This is a genomic window from Cryobacterium sp. N22 (assembly GCF_002929555.1).
Taxonomy (GTDB): Bacteria; Actinomycetota; Actinomycetes; order Actinomycetales; family Microbacteriaceae; genus Cryobacterium.
This window is the reverse complement of record NZ_PJJP01000030.1, coordinates 1-15,461: the sequence shown is the minus strand read 5'-3', so window position 1 is coordinate 15,461 and position 15,461 is coordinate 1. Positions and strand designations below refer to the sequence as shown.

Sequence of the window (15,461 nt, the reverse complement as noted above, 5' to 3'; positions counted from 1 at the left end):
GCTGACGTGTCCGGAACCTCTCTCGCCGATACTCCGGTCGGCGCCGCCCCCATCAGGCAGATCCATGCCCTGACCGGTGTGCGGATCCTTGCCGCGCTCTGGGTGGTGCTTTTCCACATCCGGTTCAGCATCGCCGCCGAGTTCCCGGCGGTCTACGCCGTCTTCGCTCCGATCATCACCCACGGAGACTACGGCGTCGACCTGTTCTTCATCCTCAGCGGTTACGTCATCACGCTGAACTACGGGCGCAAGATGGGCGGCTCGCTCGATCGCAAGGCGAGCGTCAAGTTCTGGTGGGCGCGACTGTCGCGCATCTGGCCGGCGTACTTCGTGATGCTGGCCTTCGTGTCGGTCTGGCACGGCAGCTTCCTGATCTTCGGCGCCACCGACCCCGTCGCGCCGCGTGACTTCAGCGTGTGGAGCTTCCTGCGCCAATCGACCCTGGTCGTGCAGTGGACCGAAGCCGACTTCAACCGGCTGACCTGGAACGGCGCCGCCTGGTCGGTGTCGGTCGAAGCCCTGGCCTACCTGCTCTTCCCCATCCTCGCCCTGCTGTTGTTCCGCCTGTCGCGGGTGCTGGGGACCCGCGGCCTCGGCATCCTCGCTGTCGTCACGGTGATGCCGGTTGTGCTGTTCGCCCTCGCGCTCGGATCGCTGTACGCCCCCTGGATGTGGCTGATCCGGATCCTCTGCGAGTTCATGGCCGGCGCGCTGCTCTTCTACGCTCTCGAAAGGGTGCAGAACCGGCCCGGGGCTCAGCGCATCGCCAACTGGCTGGCGCCCGCCCTGATCGTGGTGGTGCTGATCGTGGCCTACCTGTTCAACGGCAGGGTCAACGAGCGGTGGGGAGTGCTCGTGGTTCCCGCGTTGCTGGTCTTCGTCGGAGCGATCGTGGTGGGCCGCAAGGGCCTGATGAGTCTCCTCGGCCACCGCTGGCTCGTGATCGGCGGGATGGCGTCATACAGCGTCTATCTTGTGCACATGCCGCTGATCGAAATCGTCTGGACCGCCCAGGAGCGGCTCCCATTCCTGGCGCAAGGTACACTTGCTAGCAAGATCCTCATTTTCCTGGTCCCCGCGCTTGCCACGATTTTCGGCTTCGCCCTGTGGAAGTGGGTCGAGGAACCGGCCCGCCGCGCCATGCGACGCATGTCCCTCCAGAACATCCCCGAACGCGCCGTTGACGACGTGCCCATCAAACAGGCCGGCATCGAGGCACCACGTGCTTGATCCGGTCGGCTGCGGGAAGCGACGGTGCCGCCCGGCATCCACTCCTGCCAGCCAAGCGAAGTGAAAGTACCCTCTTCACCATGTCTGACCTCCTCTCGACGGCCTTCGGCCGTCCCGCACTGTTTACCGCAGACCTGTCGGCCCAGGCCGCGGAGAAGCTCGGGTCCGCGCTGACCGAGCGGCAGCTGGCGCTGCTCGTGTCCGCCGCCAACTTCCACGCCCTCGACAATCCGGGCGCGCGCCTGCGCATCGTGGTGCACATCAACCGCCCGGGCCTCGGGGCGCACCTGACGGATGCCGGCACCCGGCACGAGAAGGTCACCGCCGAAGCGAGCAGGGTGGCCGAGTTCACCATTGTGAGCACCGTTGCCGGTTCGCCGCACCCGCACTACACCCACTCCCGCAAAAGCTGGCTGACCGACCCTGAGACGGGTGTGCGCAACATCGTGCTCGACGCCGAACGCGAACCCGGCTCCGCGGCGCTGACCGACCGCGGCAGCCTGTACTGGCGGCTGCGCGGAGCCATCGAACGGCGGTTCCCGTTCGAATACGACAGGTTGCGCCAGTGGCTGCTGAGGGGACGGGAATCCTCGTTGAACTCCCTGGTCCTCGAACGACGAGTCGTCGACGTGACCGGTGTGCCGACCGGCGGTGCCGGGGCCGACCGGGAACCCGCGGTCATCATCGGCCTGCACTGGCTCGAGCTGGGCGGTGCGGAACGCTGGGCGATGGAATCCATCGCGCTGGCCCGCAAGAGTGGGCTGCGGCCCATCGTCATCACCGATGTGCCCTCGCCGCACCCGTGGATCACCAGGGCGGAGCTGGACGGCGCCATCGTTCTCGCGCTGACCCACCCGGTCAACCAGCCTGAGCACTCCGAGCCGGTGCTCGAAGCCCTCGCCACGAACTTCGACATCCGCGGGGCCTTCGTGCACCACTGCCGGTGGCTCTACGACCGGTTGCCGTGGCTGCGCAGCCGAATCCCCGGGTTGCACGTGGCCACCACCCATCACATCCTCGAATACAACGGCGGCGGCTACCCGGCGATCGGCGCAGCCCTGGACGAGTTCATCGACGTGCACCACGTGATCTCGCCGCAGCTGCAGGACTGGTTCGTTCAGGTGCAGGGCGTCGACCCGGCGAAGGTTGCGCTGGCGCCCCTGATCGGACTCACGACAACGGGGTCGGTCGCCGATCAGGCGCGGGCGCGCGTCGACGAGTCGGTACTCACCCTGGGCTTCATCGGCCGCTTCGCCGCGCAGAAACGCCCATACCTGTTCACCAAGCTGGTCAGGGAGCTCCAGGATGTCGAGGGGCTGACCATCCGGGTGGTGATCCAGGGTGGCGGCGAACTCGAGCAGTTCGTCCGTCGGGACATCGACAGCCACAAGCTGTCCGGCCTCGTCGAATGGGTGGACGAGGGATCCCCGGTGAGCAACACGCTCGCGCGGATCGACTGCCTCGTCCTGAGCTCGCAGAACGAAGGACTCACCCTCACCACGCTGGAGGCGTTGGCCGCGGGTGTTCCCGTGATCTCCACCGACGTCGGCTCCCAGCGCACCGTCATCGTGCCCGACGCCCTCGTGTCCCGCGACCCCGGACTGTTCCTGACCGAGGCGAGCGAGATCGTCACGCGGATGGCCGGGTCAGAGGAGTACCGGGCAGACGTGTGGCGTCGAGAGGTCGCACTGGCCCAGGAATTCACCGAGTATGAAAGCGCCCACGATTGGGCCGGAAAGCTGTTCGAGTTATGGATCAAGTAAGCGCCGTCGTCGTCACCTTCAACAGGCTCGCAAAGCTCAAGACGGTGATCGCCTCCATCGAAGCCCAGACCTTCGCGCCCACCCGTCTCATCATCGTGGACAACGCGTCGACCGACGGCACCGCGGAGTACCTCGGCCAGCTGACGAGCAGCATCCCGCTCGAGGTGATGTCCCTGCCCACGAACACCGGCGGGGCCGGCGGATTCTCGGCGGGCATGGAACGCGGCTATCAGCTCGGCGCCGACTTCGTCTGGATCATGGACGACGACTGCTACCCGCAGCCCGACGCCCTCGAGAAGCTGCGCGACGGCTTCGCCGACGCCGTCGCCGAGCTCGGCCCCGACGTTCCGTTCTCCTGCTCGCTGGTCAACTACATCGACGGCGCCATCTGCGAGATGAACAACCCGGTGCCCACCTGGGACTGGGCCAGGCTCGTGTCCAAGGGCCAGCGCTCGGTGACGGTCAAGAGCTGTTCCTTTGTGTCCGTGCTCATTCCCCGCTGGGTGATCGAGAAGCACGGCCTGCCGTACTCCGAGTACTTCATCTGGTTCGACGACCACGAGTACACGCTGCGCATCACCCGCACCTGCCCCGGCGTGCAGGTCCTGGACAGCGTCGTCGTGCACGACATGGGCGACAACAAGGGCGTCAACTTCGGCTTGATCAACGACGCCAACGCGTGGAAATTCGCCTACGGCATCCGCAACGAGGCCTCCTTCAGGCTGCACCACCAGAGTTTCTTCGCCTACCTGTACCTGTGCGCACGGGTGGCCCTGATGATGCGGCGGGGCCGGGTTGCCGGCAAGCTGCAGCGCCGGATGTACGGGCGCCTGCTGGCCGGAATCCGGTTCAACCCGGCGGTCGCGTTCCCGGGGACGACCCCGCAGTAGGTCTGACGCGTTCGTCGGACGCACCCACTGCACTACAAAAGCCCCGGCTGGGTGACCAGCCGGGGCTTTCGTGTGCCCGCGTGGGGGTTTAGGCGGCGGGAGTGGAACGGCGCCGCAGGCGGCCGACCACCACGAGCAGCGTCCAGACCAGGATGCCCGCCAGAGCGGTCAGCCACGCGGCCACCTCGATGGCCCAGCCCGGCGGCTGGAAGGTGACGGTGACGACCTCACCGACCGACGACTGCGGGATGTCCACCCCGAGCAGGAAGCCGTCTACAGGGGCCGTGGTGAGCGTGGCGTTCTCGGCCGAGTATCCGGGCCAGGCCAAGCGGCTCAGGGCCACGGTGCCCCCGTCAGCGGGCGCTGAGAGCACCTTCATCGTGACGGTGGTGTCGGTTTGGGACAGGGTCTCGACGCTGGTGCCGTCGCTGGTCCACACCACGTCGCCGGCGGGGCCGACGGGTTCGTCCCGGCTCCACACCACGGTCAGTCCGGTGTCGCGTTCAATGCTCCACCCGGTGGGCGGGGTGCGCCATTCGTCGTCCTCGTCGTCGAACGCGGCCTTGAGAATCTGGATGTTGTCGATCGAGAGCTGGTCAACCAGCAGCATCCCGGTTGCCTCGCGCGGCTCGAAGAGCGTGGTGAGCAGTTCGGGGCAGGTGCCGCCCAGGTACTGCAGGCACAGCGCCGAGTTGTACGAGGCGAACCCGATGAGCTGGTAGCGGTTCTGCACCTGGGCCGGGCTGAGGTACCACGTATTGGCCATCAGGGTCTCCCGCCAGGCCGCGGGGTCGGCCCCGTAGATGAGGGGGTCGCCCACCACGATCACATCGCCCTCGATACCGTCGAGCACACCCTTGGCAATGCTCGTGTCGGCGGGCACGTTGTTCATCGACAGCGGGCTGGAGCGGGTGTCGTAGTGCTGGGCGGCCGTCAGCACCAGGCTGACGGCGGCGATGACGGCTGCCACGGTCGGCCAGACCGAGGTGTGTTCGGGGCGCCGGCGCATCAACCACCAGATGGCGCCGAGACCGAGGATTGCGACCAGGCCGCTGAAGATCAGGGCCAGATAGTGCGGCGGCAGCTGCGCCCAGGACAGATAGACGGCGGCGATGATCACGGCGGCGGCGCCGAAGATCCGGTTGCGGCCCGGCCGGGGCACGGCTGCCCGGCTCAGGGCGACGACGGTGAGCACAATCAGGGTGAGAGCGAAGTAGGGCATGAATCGAACCGGATACCGCAGCGGCCCGATCACGGTCGGCAGGAGCACGTAGATCAGGGACAGGCTCATCATGATGGCCAGGTCCCGCACCTGTGCGCGGTTCTGCAGGGCCTTCCGCCAATCGACGAAGAACAGCACCGGCAGGAACCAGGCGATGTAGACCACCGGGCTGGTCGCGGTGGGCCCGGACCACCACCAGGAACTCACCTGCGGGTAGCCCGTGGCGATGGTGGAGCTGAAGATGCCGCCCAGGTCCACGCTCATCATGCCGTCATTGCCGACGATGTTCACGGCCCGGTTGGTGACCGACCCCGTCAGCGCGCCGGGCAGGAAGACCGTGACGGCGACAAGCACCAGCGCCACGCCGACACCGACGACGCGCATGGCCTTGGCCCAATGCCGGCGGATGAGGCTGTCGACGCCGACGGCGAGCAGCACGAAACCGATGGCGAAGACACCCTGCACATATCCGACGGTGACGATGAGATAACCGACCAGGAACGCGGGCAGCGGGTTCGCTGAACGCTGGGTGAGCCGCCGCAGGGCCACCCAGAAGTAGGGAATCAGCGCCCAGACCAGCAGGCCGGTCACCCAGGACGGGGCATCGAAGTAGATGGTGAATCCGTTGAGGGTGACGGCGAAACCGGCCACGTAAGCCAGCGGGGGAGCGACCCGGTACGACCGGGCCAGGAGGTACACGCCGCAACCGGCGACGACCAGCAGCAGGACCTTCAGGATCGTCATGAAGACGACCGCGTTGGTGCAGAGGTACGCGGCGATGCCGATGAGCATGATCAGCGGGTTCCAGGTGCCCCACTGGCCCTCGGCCAGGTAGTTGCCGCTGGACCACACCGACGGGTTGAGGATCGGGAGTTTTCCGGCCAGGAGGCTCTGACCGATGTGGTACCAGACGCCGAATGCGCCGTTCTCGGAGTCGTCCTGGAAATAGAACCGTCGGTTCCAGATGAGGGGAACCAGCGCGAGCAGACCGACGGTCAGTGCGGTCAGCGCCAGCCACTTGAGATCGGCGAGCCTGTGCGGGCCGGTGCGGTTCATGGCGGCGGTGTCCTTCGTGGGGGTGGTCGGCAGGGGCGGGCCGGACATCAGTCGGTGACCAGTGCGTCGGGGGAGACAGGTGAGCTTTCGCCGTTCCGTGCCACGGCAAGGTACACGCCGTGCAGGAGAACACCGGCGGCGGGGCCGACGAGCAGCGCCAGCATGGTGCGTTCCAGGAAGTCGACGGGCAGCAGCAGGCAGAGCACGGTGGTGACGGCAGCAACCACCCAACCGGCGGTGAATGCGCTGTGCGCGTTGCGGGAGAGCACCGCGGGGGCGCTCACGCACAGCGCGCCGACGAGGGCGGACGAGGCCACGAAGGTTGCGATGACCCAGCCCTCAGGCACGCCCTGGCCGGGGAACAGGAACGCGAAGACGGCGGGACCGGCCAGGAAGCCGGCAACGGCCAGGACGGCGCCCAGACCCAGCACCAGGGCCTCAAGCTGGAGCAGCGATCGCCAGAACCGATCCAGCCGGCCGCGGAAGAAAACGATGAGGAAGCTCTGCAGGGCCATGCCCACGACGATCAGCGGGGCCCTGGTGAGGGTGGCAGCGAGAATGACGAGACCGAGTTCGGCGGCGGGCACCGCGGGGGAGGTGAGGCTGAGCACGAGCGGGAATCCGCTGACCATCAGGCCCATCGACGCGGCCGCGACGATGGTGCGCACCACGTTCCAGGTGAGAGCGGGCAGCGCGACGTCCAGCTGGGTCTTGCCGACGACCCGGGCCCTGGCGAAGGGCCAGATGACCAGGACGGTGACGGGGAACGGGATGGCTACGGCCCACGCGAGCGGAACCGAGCCGGGCAGGAAGGCGAGAGCGATCCCGATCAACACAAGCCGCAACAGGCCTTCAACGACGATCAGGCCGAAGAGGGCCTTCCAGTGGCCGATGCCGTAGAGCGACCCCGCCAGCACCGCGAGCGGCACATAGGAGGCCGCGCCGACCGCCAACGGCACGACCAGCGACCAGCCGTCGACGGGGAAGACCTGAGCCTGCCACAGCGGGGCGGTGCCCAGCACGAGCGCCAGAACCACCAGGAACGCGGCCCCGGCGAAGAGGCCCGCCCGGTTGCGGTAGCCGGTGTTGTCGGTGTCGCGCGGATGTGTCGCCCTGGTGACCTCCTGCTGGATGCCCGAGAGGGCCGCGGCGACGAGGAAGATGAACGACCAGAACACGGCGAACACGGCGTACGGGGCGACGCCGATCACGGCGGGCACCAGCCAGGTGATGACGTACCCCGCAATGCCCACGATCCCGGTGGCCGCGACGATGAGGATGAAGCCTGACGACTTCTGGTCTACTTCCTCGTCGGCGCTGCGGTCCGTCACAGCGTTACGCACCATTCCCTTGCATCGAGGCGACAGCGTCGTTGACCGCGCCGTCGAAGCAGACCTTGCCGTCGCGGAGCACGATCCCGCGTTTGCAGACCTGGGTGACCATGTCGACATCGTGGCTCACCACGAGCATGGTCTTGCCATGGTCGGTGAGCTCCTGGATCTTCTGCTTGCACTTCTCGCGGAACGGGGCGTCACCGACGGCCAGCACCTCGTCGACCAGCAGGATGTCCAGTTCGGTGTGAATCGCGACGGAGAACGCCAGTCTGACGAACATGCCGGATGAATAGTGCTTGACCTCGGTGTCGATGAATTCACCGATCTCGGAGAACTCGACGATGTCGTTGAAGCGGCGGTCGATCTCGTCCTTGTTCATGCCGAGGATCGCGGCGTTCAGGTACACGTTCTCCCGGCCGGAGAGATCGGGGTGGAACCCGGCGCCGACCTCGATCAGTCCGGCAACCCGCCCGCGGGTGAGGATCCGGCCGGAGTCCGGCCGCATCACCCCGGAGATGAGCTTGAGCAGGGTGGACTTCCCTGACCCGTTGTACCCCAGCAGGGCCACGGATTCGCCCTCGTGGACGGTGAAACCGATGTCGGAAAGCGCGGAAAAACTCGTTGTCGTCTTCTTCTTCTGAAGCTTGGCGATGAACGATTCCTTGAACGAGTGCGTGTGCCGCAGGATGAAGGTCTTGTCGACGCTGTCGATGATGATGCGCGGCAGGGCCGGATCAGAGGTTCTGGGCAAAGTGCCCCTCCAGACGCTTGAAGACGAGTTGCCCGATAGCAAGGATGATGAGCGAAATCAGCAGACCGATCAGGCTGAACGCGGCCAGGTGCGGAGGCTGGGGCAGGGAGCCCGTTGTGGTGCTGAACCAGAAGCCGGCGTGGAACAACTCGACGGCGGAGGTGAGGGGGTTGGCCAGGTAGATGTTGAAGACCCAGGGCTCGACCTTGTCCGCGACCATCGTCCAGGCGTACAGCACCGGAGAGGTCCAGGTCGCGAAGAGCAGGATCAGTTCGACGAGGTTCTGCGCGTCGCGGAACGCCACGTTGATGGCCCCGAAGAACAGTCCCAGGCCGATGGCCAGAGTGACGACGATGAGCATGCCGAGGATGATGCTCGCGATGCCGACCAGGGTCGGCACCCAGCCCGCGATCAGGCAGACGACGACCAGGATCAGGACCTGCGGAAGGAAATGCACGAAGGCGACGATCACGGCCGAGATCGGGAACAATTCCCGGGGCAGGTAGATCTTCTGCACCAGGGCGGTGTTGTCGACGATGGACCTGGTCGCGTTGCCGAAGGCCTCGCCGAACAGGTTGATCGCGATCATGCCGGAGAAGAGATAGATCGGGAAGTTGTCGATCCCCTTGTTCAGGCCGAGGAAGAAGCCGAAGACCAGGTAGAACACCAGGAACTGGGCGGCGGGCTTGACGTACGACCACACCCACCCGAGAACCGAGCCGTGATAGCGGGTGAGGGTTCCCTTCCGGATCAGCAGCCGCAGGAGGTATCGGTACGACAGGGCGTCGATGATTCCGCGGCTGTGGCCGGGGACGGTGAACTCGCTCAGGTCAGCAGGAAATTTTTGACTCACTCGAACTGGTTCCGATCACTTGACTGCGTCAGGGAATGCGTGCTCTCTCCCGCTCGAGGCGGCCGGAGAGCTCGCAAGATTGTAGCTGCACTTGTTCAGCGGATGGTGCGGGCGGCGGGACTGGTGGGCCCTAGCGCGTATCCGCGGATTCGTGAAGTGCCAGCTTAGACTTCTCAGTCCCCGCTCCTGAAATCCCGTTATAGGGGGGAGCGAGGATCTCGATCGCCCACTAAGTTCACCGTCACAGCATCACGCGTGGCACCGGAAGGGCGAACCAGTGGACACTGAGCGGTTGGCGGCGACATCCGTACGCGGGTGGCTTGCGCGCGGCGCGAGTGTTCTGGCGGCGATCGCCGTCTTCGCGGCCACGCAGGCCGGTATGTACCTGGCCAATCCAGGTTGGTCGATCAACCGGTTTCGGGCCTTCTTCGAGCACGACCAATTGGGCTACCTGGCAATCGTCACGAACTTCTCTGAGGGCCAGTTCCAGGACGTCGAGCCGGACACCGAGACCGGGTCGAACACCTACCCACGGGCGTACTACGAGTTCGCGGGGCTGGTGGCGCGGGCTCTCGGACTGACGCCGATCACCGCGTGGAACATCACCGGCATGGTGGCCCAGTTGGTGCTGGTCGCCGTGCTCGCCACGGTGCTCATAATGGCTGGAAACCGTTGGTGGATGGGCCTTCTGGCCCCGATTCCGTTCCTGCTGGGCACCTTCGCCGTCTTCCTCGGCGACGGGTGGTACACCGAGCTGGCGTCCCATGCGGTGCTCTGGGGACCGTTCGCGGTGCTGCACCCCCTCAACGGTGAGGCCGTCTCCCTGTCGATCGCCGGGAGCGTGCTGCTGTGCCTCGGCTGGCTCTGGTGGCGGCCGCACGGGCAACGCATCCGCCTGTTCGGCACCATCGGTCTCAGCCTGGTGATCGGTCTGCTCGCAAACGTGCAGACCTACTCCTTCATCGCCACGGTCTACCTCGTTGCCGGGGTCCTCGCCGTGCTGGCCATCGTCACCGGGCGCTGGCTGATCCTCGGCATCGTCAGCCTCGGGCTGATCCCGGTGCTCTTCGTGTGGGGCCCGCAGGTCGCCGCCGAGTTCGGCCAGCTGCCCACCCTCGTGTTCGGGCTGCTGCCGATGGCGCCCGGACTGGGGGTACTCATCGTCCGCACGAGAGGGGTCGTCGTGCTCTTTTTCGCTGCCGCCGGGCTCGGGGCATCGCCGCAGATCCTCGCGACGGTTGGCGGGCTGGCCGCCGGCGACCCGTTCCTGTTGTACCGGGTGGCGTCGAATTCCCAGCTCGGGGTGCCCGCCGAGGCCGGCCTGCTGGGTGCCACCGTTCTGATCGTGCCGCTGGTCGGGATCGCTGTCGCGGGACTGATCCGGCGGAAACCGGAATGGGCTGCATACGCGCTCGGCGGCGCGGCAGCCTGGCTGTTGCTGGCGTCGAATGACCTGTGGGGCGCCAACGCGGAACCGTACCGGCTGTGGATCGACATGTTCTTCCTGATCGCCGCGACGATTCTCCCGGTGCTGGTCCTGGTGGCCAGGGACCTTCACACCTCACCGGTGGGGCGGTGGGTGGGCCTGGCCGGGTTCGCGGTCGTGGCCGTGCTGGCGATCCTGTCGATGGGGGACTTCGTCCGCTTCGCCGGCTCCTTCCAGGCCAGGGCGCTCATGGTCACGGACTCCGACCGGTACCGGGTCGCGGCCGGCCTCGCGAGGGAATCGGCCGCCGAGAACCCGGGAACCCTGCTCATTGTGGGCCCGTGCCTGGATCCGCGGGTGGTGAAGGTGACCGCGGGGGTCCCCATCGCCTACTTCCACTACGGGATGGCGTGGCCGGAGGACTTCGGCGCGGTCAACGCCATCGTCGCCGCGGGAGGAGCCCTCGACCCGGTGGCGGCCCAGCAGGCCAACGCGACCCTGGTGCTGACCGACGGGCGCTGCTCGAACGATTGGACGGCACGGTACGCCGACATCCTGGTGCCGCAGTCGAGCGCGACCTATGTCGCATCCGACGGCACGACCGCGACTCTGACCATCTCCACCATCGGTTGAACGGCTGGGGAGTCGGGCAGGCTAGCCCGGTTCGTTGCGCGGGCTGGGCGACAACAGCCTGCGCCAGCTCTGGCCCTGCGCGGCTTTGACGGAACAGATCAACAGCAGGAGCCAGCCGAACTCGACCAGCACCGTGCTCTCGGCCGCCGAGGTGACCAGAAGCACCACCAGGACCAGCGGCGACCAGACGTACACCACGGGCTTCTTGTTCGAGGCGAGCAGCCACGACCTGATGAAGGCCAGGGTGACCAGCATCACGAACGAGAGGAACCCGACCAGGCCGACCTGGAAGTACACGTCGAGGAATGCGTTGAGGGCCGAGGAGTGCCGGCTGCCGGTGACGAAGTCAAGCCAGCCGTACGGGCTGACGTTCTGCGGCCAGATCCCGGTCCAGCCCCAGCCCTCGAGCGGATGAAGTTCCACCAGCCGCCACATCTCCCGCCACAGCGATGACCGGGTCTCGAATTCGCTGCCGGCGTTGAGCAGGTTGATGATGCCGGTGCGGCCGACGAAGGCGAACAGCGCGGCGAGCACTGTGGCGCCGAGCAGGCTCAGCTGCAGCAGCCAGCGGTCCTCGGCGCGGGTGCGGCGCAGCCAGTACAGGGCCAGCGCGGCTATGCCGACGGCGCTGGCCACAACGACGAACACCGGGGAATGAGTGAGCAGGAGGCCCAGGAGTGCCAACGCGATCGACGCGGCGGCGCGGCCCGGTCGCACGGAGCGGGACCGCAACTCGATGATGAAGCTGATCGCGGCGATCAGCGACACCAGGCCGAGGGCGTTACGCGACCCGAAAACGCCCTGGATGGGGCCGAGCATGGTGATGTTGCCCTGCACGCCGAGGAACACGATCGGCAAGTCCAGGAGCAGGCCGGAGAGCACCTCGAGTGCCAAGGACAGCCCGAGAAGCAGCCTGAGCACATCGCCGGTGGCCCGGACGATCTGAATGGTGTCGCGCACCAGGGCGACGTAGATCGCCAGGAACGCGAAGGCCAGCTGGTAGGCGACGCCGCTGACGGTGTGCAGCGCGTACCCGCTCCACAGAACCGACAGTGCGCACCAGACCAGGAAGACCAGGATCGACAGGGGCAGCAGGCCGTGCCATTCGATGCTCTCCCGCCGGGCGATCATGGATGCCGTCGCGAGCACGAACAGGCACACCAGCGCGGCGATCAGACCCGGCCAGCCCATCAGGCTGCGCAGCAGGTGTGTGGAAAAGGCGAACCCGATGATCAGGTGGGTGAGGGCAGCGCTGAATCGCGGCGACGCGAGCACCGCCGTGATGGCGTCGGGAACGTAGGGCGGCCGTGCGGGGCCGGTCATCGCCGGCCCAGGCGGAGCAGCTCCGCGTCTGCGCCGGAGCGCTTGGACCGCACGGCCAGGATCACGAGAAGCACCCAGCCGGATTCGACGAGTATCCGGCTCTCGGCCAGGCTCTGCGCGAGCAGCGCCACCGTGAGCAGAAGGGGCAGGAGCGAGGAGACGGCGTAGGTTTCAGTGTCGGCGATGCCCAGCCGGGGTCTGTCGACGGCCAGGAACCAGGACCGCCACAGTGTCGAGAGGGTGAGCGCGGCGAAGATGATCAGGCCGAGGATGCCCAGTTGCAGCCAGACATCCAGCCAGGCGTTGTGGGCCTGCAGGTATTGCACGCCCTTGCGCACGGCGAGGCCGTCGAAGGGTTCGACCCACGGTACCCAGTAGCTCACCCAGCCCCAGCCCGCGAGGGGGCGTTCACCGGCGAGGTCGATGACCCGGCCCCAGATGTCGAAACGTCCGGTCAGGTCTTCGCTCTTGCCGAGCATGGTCAGGAGCGCGGGTGAGAACGCGACGAGTCCGACCACCGCGGCGGCCAGTACTGCGGCGGCGGTCAGGTAGAGCGGTCGCCGGCCCAGCGGCGGGACCCGGCGGGCCCACAGTGTGAAGAGCAGGGCGATGATGACGGCGAGGAGGGCGACCGACACCGTGGCCGAACGGGTCAGCCACAGCATGACGAGGGCCACGATCACCCAGGCGACGCCGCGGCCGCGGGCCACGGTGCCGGCGACGAGCTGCACAGCGAACACGATCAGCGCCAGCAGGGCGATGAATCCGAGCAGGTTGCGGCTGGCCACGATGCCCTCGATCGGGCCACCGTCCAGAAGCAGTCCGCGTGACCAGTAGAACGCGGCCGGGATCTTGCCGGTGTATTCCACCCAGAACGGGAGCACCGCGTGGCCGATGAACACGGCGACGACGACCTCGAAGAGTATCGACAGGCCGAGGATCCATCGCAGGGCAACCGCGAGTGTGCGCAGGAGCTCGGCCCAGGTGAGACACAGCGCCAGGAACAGGGCGGTGATCGTCGTCATCCACTGCAGGGTGATGCCGATTGCGCTCGCGCCCGGATACGCCGACCAGGCGAGGGAGACCGTGGCGACGAGCATGAACGCGGCCAGTGACTTCGGGAAGCCACGCCAGGTCCACTCGGGCTTCAGGGAGACGAGGAGGCCGATGCTGCCGACCAGAATGAAAACGGCGATGGCACCGAAGCCCCACCAGCCGAGCAGGTTTCGCCAGAACTGGCCGGCCAGCACGGTGAAGAACACCAGGGTCGCGAACAGGCGAACTGTGAGGCGGCTCTGAACGGCGGGCATGTGTCTAGGGTACTGGGGCGACCTCCTCTCAACCTGCCCGGGTCTTCTGATACCCTCTGGGGTATACAGCAGGACTTCCGCTCTCCGCCCCGAAGGGACCTCCACATGACCGACATCTCGGTGACCGAACTCGCCGCCCTTGCCGACCCCGTTGTGGTCGATGTGCGCGAACCCTACGAATTCGAGGCCGGTCACGCGGCCGGTGCCATCCTCATTCCCCTGGGTGAACTGCGTGAACGGCTGGGCGAGGTGCCGCGTGAGACCCCGGTCTACGTCATCTGCGCCGCCGGAGGGCGAAGCCAGCAGGGCGCGGCATTCCTCGAACAGAACGGCGTCGAGGCCGTCAACGTCACCGGTGGCATGAACGCCTGGCAGCGGGCCGGTCTACCCACGGCTCTGGACGGAATCCGGTCATGACCGGGTCGGCCCCAGTGGCCACGGTCGTGACCATAGACCAGCGCGCCATGAACCAGAAGAAGGTGCTCAACCGGCTGCGCCGCGCGCAGGGGCAGCTGAGCGCGGTGATCAACGCCGTCGAGGCCGGCGGCAGCTGCAAGGACGTCGTCACCCAATTGGCCGCGGTGTCGAGTGCCCTGGACCGGGCGGGCTTCACGATCGTCTCGTCGGCGATGCGTGATTGCATCGCGGACCCTGACAACGCCGAATCCCTCACCGTGGACGAACTGGAGAAGCTCTTCCTGGCCCTGGCCTGACCCGAGCCGTTCCCCCGCGGCGGAGGCGGTCCCGCCGCCCCCGCTCATTGCGTGTGGGGTGGTCTTCGGGTTTTCGGGTCGTGCGCCCGGTGTTGGGGTGGTTTCCGCCAGGTGCCGGTGGGGTCGATCCAGTGCGGGGCTTTGACTTCGGGCAGGCCCAGGACCATCCGGAGTTTCCAGCCGCCGGCGTCGTCGATGCCGTGGTGGTGGCGCCAGCAGAGCAGCACCCCGTTGGTCACGTTGGTCGGTCCGCCGTGCTGCCACGGCACCACATGGTGCACCTCGGTCCACTGCGGTGGGCAGCTGCAGCCCGGGATGATGCAGCCGCCGTCGCGGGCGGTGATCGCCTTGCGTTGCGCCGGGGTGAAACACCGAACCTTGTCGCCCAGGGCGAGGACGGCGCCGGTGCCGCCGAAGAAGACCGGCCGGAAGCCACCGTTGTCGACCATCTGGTTGATGGTGCGCATCGAGATCGGCCCCTCGACGCCGTCGATCCAACCGACCCCGACACCGGTGAGCAGGTCGTGTGCGCTCACATGCACCATCACCGTGGGCGGCATGCCACCCATGGTCGGGGTGCGGGGGTCCTGGGCGACCTGCACGAGGATGCCGCGGAGGATGTCGGCGCGTTTCTGGCCGCCGTCGCGTTCGTCGAGGATCTCGCCCGGCACCAGTTCGCCGGCCTCGATGCGCTGCTGCTCCTCCGCGGACGGGAACGCCGGTGCGCTGCGCGCGGACAGGAAGGAGTCGAACAGGGTCTGCATGATGCCCTTGAGCTCCGGCGTCACCCCACCGCGCAACGGGTGCAGCCCCTGGGCCAGCTTGCCGAACGAGAACGTGGACTTCGCCTCAAAAACCGCCTCGTTCGGGGCGGCGCCGTCGGGATTCAGCACCGCCTGCCACGTCGCGGCCATCTCCCGGATCCGGTCCGCCGGGAAGGTGAACCCGGCCGAGGCG

The 15,461-nt window shown here is 67.1% G+C and carries 13 protein-coding genes; 6 read left to right on the top strand and 7 right to left on the bottom strand.

What is annotated here, in order from left to right:
- The first annotated feature begins 6 nt into the window (after window positions 1-6).
- The 3 genes from CXY76_RS06215 to CXY76_RS06205 all read left to right on the top strand — a co-directional run bounded on the left by CXY76_RS06215 (window position 7) and on the right by CXY76_RS06205 (window position 3,883).
- Window positions 7-1,230 carry an acyltransferase gene (locus tag CXY76_RS06215; RefSeq protein ID WP_104163376.1) on the top strand — a complete coding sequence of 408 codons (1,224 nt, stop codon included), beginning with the start codon at window positions 7-9 and terminating at the stop codon, window positions 1,228-1,230.
- Window positions 1,231-1,310: 80 nt separating this feature from the next.
- Window positions 1,311-2,993, top strand: coding sequence for a glycosyltransferase (locus tag CXY76_RS06210; protein WP_104163375.1), 1,683 nt, complete (start codon window positions 1,311-1,313; stop codon window positions 2,991-2,993).
- The gene (locus tag CXY76_RS06205) at window positions 2,981-3,883 is read left to right on the top strand and encodes a glycosyltransferase family 2 protein (RefSeq protein WP_104163374.1); all 903 of its coding nucleotides are present in this window, start codon (window positions 2,981-2,983) and stop codon (window positions 3,881-3,883) included. The genes CXY76_RS06210 and CXY76_RS06205 overlap by 13 nt, the downstream gene beginning before the upstream one ends.
- A gap of 88 nt (window positions 3,884-3,971) precedes the next feature.
- Here the strand turns inward: CXY76_RS06205 and CXY76_RS06200 are convergent, their stop codons facing one another.
- From CXY76_RS06200 to CXY76_RS06185, 4 genes are read right to left on the bottom strand one after another with little or no spacing between them, the layout of a single operon-like run.
- Entirely contained in the window at window positions 3,972-6,209 is a 2,238-nt protein-coding gene (locus CXY76_RS06200; protein ID WP_104163373.1) for a hypothetical protein, read from the bottom strand.
- On the bottom strand, window positions 6,209-7,492 hold the full coding sequence (locus CXY76_RS06195; RefSeq protein ID WP_146073387.1) for a hypothetical protein: 1,284 nt from the start codon (window positions 7,490-7,492) through the stop codon (window positions 6,209-6,211). The genes CXY76_RS06200 and CXY76_RS06195 overlap by 1 nt, the downstream gene beginning before the upstream one ends.
- Before the next feature lie 4 nt (window positions 7,493-7,496).
- Window positions 7,497-8,246 carry an ABC transporter ATP-binding protein gene (locus CXY76_RS06190; RefSeq protein WP_104163371.1) on the bottom strand — a complete coding sequence of 250 codons (750 nt, stop codon included), beginning with the start codon at window positions 8,244-8,246 and terminating at the stop codon, window positions 7,497-7,499.
- On the bottom strand, window positions 8,230-9,099 hold the full coding sequence (locus CXY76_RS06185; RefSeq protein ID WP_199190212.1) for an ABC transporter permease: 870 nt from the start codon (window positions 9,097-9,099) through the stop codon (window positions 8,230-8,232). Before CXY76_RS06185 ends, CXY76_RS06190 begins: the two co-directional genes overlap by 17 nt.
- Window positions 9,100-9,376: 277 nt before the next feature.
- Here CXY76_RS06185 and CXY76_RS06180 point away from each other — a divergent pair, with 277 nt between their 5' ends.
- Window positions 9,377-11,158: a hypothetical protein gene (locus tag CXY76_RS06180; protein WP_104163370.1), complete on the top strand. Its 1,782-nt coding sequence runs from the start codon at window positions 9,377-9,379 to the stop codon at window positions 11,156-11,158.
- 21 nt (window positions 11,159-11,179) lie between these two features.
- Here the strand turns inward: CXY76_RS06180 and CXY76_RS06175 are convergent, their stop codons facing one another.
- The gene (locus CXY76_RS06175) at window positions 11,180-12,481 is read right to left on the bottom strand and encodes an O-antigen ligase (protein WP_104163369.1); all 1,302 of its coding nucleotides are present in this window, start codon (window positions 12,479-12,481) and stop codon (window positions 11,180-11,182) included.
- Window positions 12,478-13,791 (bottom strand): O-antigen ligase, encoded by a 1,314-nt coding sequence (locus CXY76_RS06170; RefSeq protein WP_104163368.1) that lies wholly within the window; start codon window positions 13,789-13,791, stop codon window positions 12,478-12,480. The genes CXY76_RS06175 and CXY76_RS06170 overlap by 4 nt, the downstream gene beginning before the upstream one ends.
- A 105-nt stretch (window positions 13,792-13,896) precedes the next feature.
- Between CXY76_RS06170 and CXY76_RS06165 the strand changes: the two genes are divergently transcribed.
- Both CXY76_RS06165 and CXY76_RS06160 read left to right on the top strand, forming a co-directional pair.
- Entirely contained in the window at window positions 13,897-14,208 is a 312-nt protein-coding gene (locus CXY76_RS06165; protein ID WP_104163367.1) for a rhodanese-like domain-containing protein, read from the top strand.
- Window positions 14,205-14,504 (top strand): metal-sensitive transcriptional regulator, encoded by a 300-nt coding sequence (locus tag CXY76_RS06160; RefSeq protein ID WP_199190211.1) that lies wholly within the window; start codon window positions 14,205-14,207, stop codon window positions 14,502-14,504. The genes CXY76_RS06165 and CXY76_RS06160 overlap by 4 nt, the downstream gene beginning before the upstream one ends.
- A gap of 44 nt (window positions 14,505-14,548) precedes the next feature.
- On the opposite strand, the gene CXY76_RS06155 is transcribed toward CXY76_RS06160, so the two are convergent.
- The coding region (locus CXY76_RS06155) for an HNH endonuclease signature motif containing protein (RefSeq protein ID WP_146073386.1) at window positions 14,549-15,461 on the bottom strand (913 nt) is incomplete at its 5' end.

What these genes read in the sequence shown, in the direction of transcription:
- CXY76_RS06210 (WP_104163375.1), top strand. Translation starts at nt 1,311, where the DNA reads ATGTCTGACCTCCTCTCGACGGCCTTCGGCCGTCCCGCACTGTTTACC.
- CXY76_RS06205 (WP_104163374.1), top strand. Translation starts at nt 2,981, where the DNA reads ATGGATCAAGTAAGCGCCGTCGTCGTCACCTTCAACAGGCTCGCAAAG.
- CXY76_RS06200 (WP_104163373.1), bottom strand. Translation starts at nt 6,209, where the DNA reads ATGTCCGGCCCGCCCCTGCCGACCACCCCCACGAAGGACACCGCCGCC.
- CXY76_RS06165 (WP_104163367.1), top strand. Translation starts at nt 13,897, where the DNA reads ATGACCGACATCTCGGTGACCGAACTCGCCGCCCTTGCCGACCCCGTT.
- CXY76_RS06160 (WP_199190211.1), top strand. Translation starts at nt 14,205, where the DNA reads ATGACCGGGTCGGCCCCAGTGGCCACGGTCGTGACCATAGACCAGCGC.
- CXY76_RS06170 (WP_104163368.1), bottom strand. Translation starts at nt 13,791, where the DNA reads ATGCCCGCCGTTCAGAGCCGCCTCACAGTTCGCCTGTTCGCGACCCTG.
- CXY76_RS06175 (WP_104163369.1), bottom strand. Translation starts at nt 12,481, where the DNA reads ATGACCGGCCCCGCACGGCCGCCCTACGTTCCCGACGCCATCACGGCG.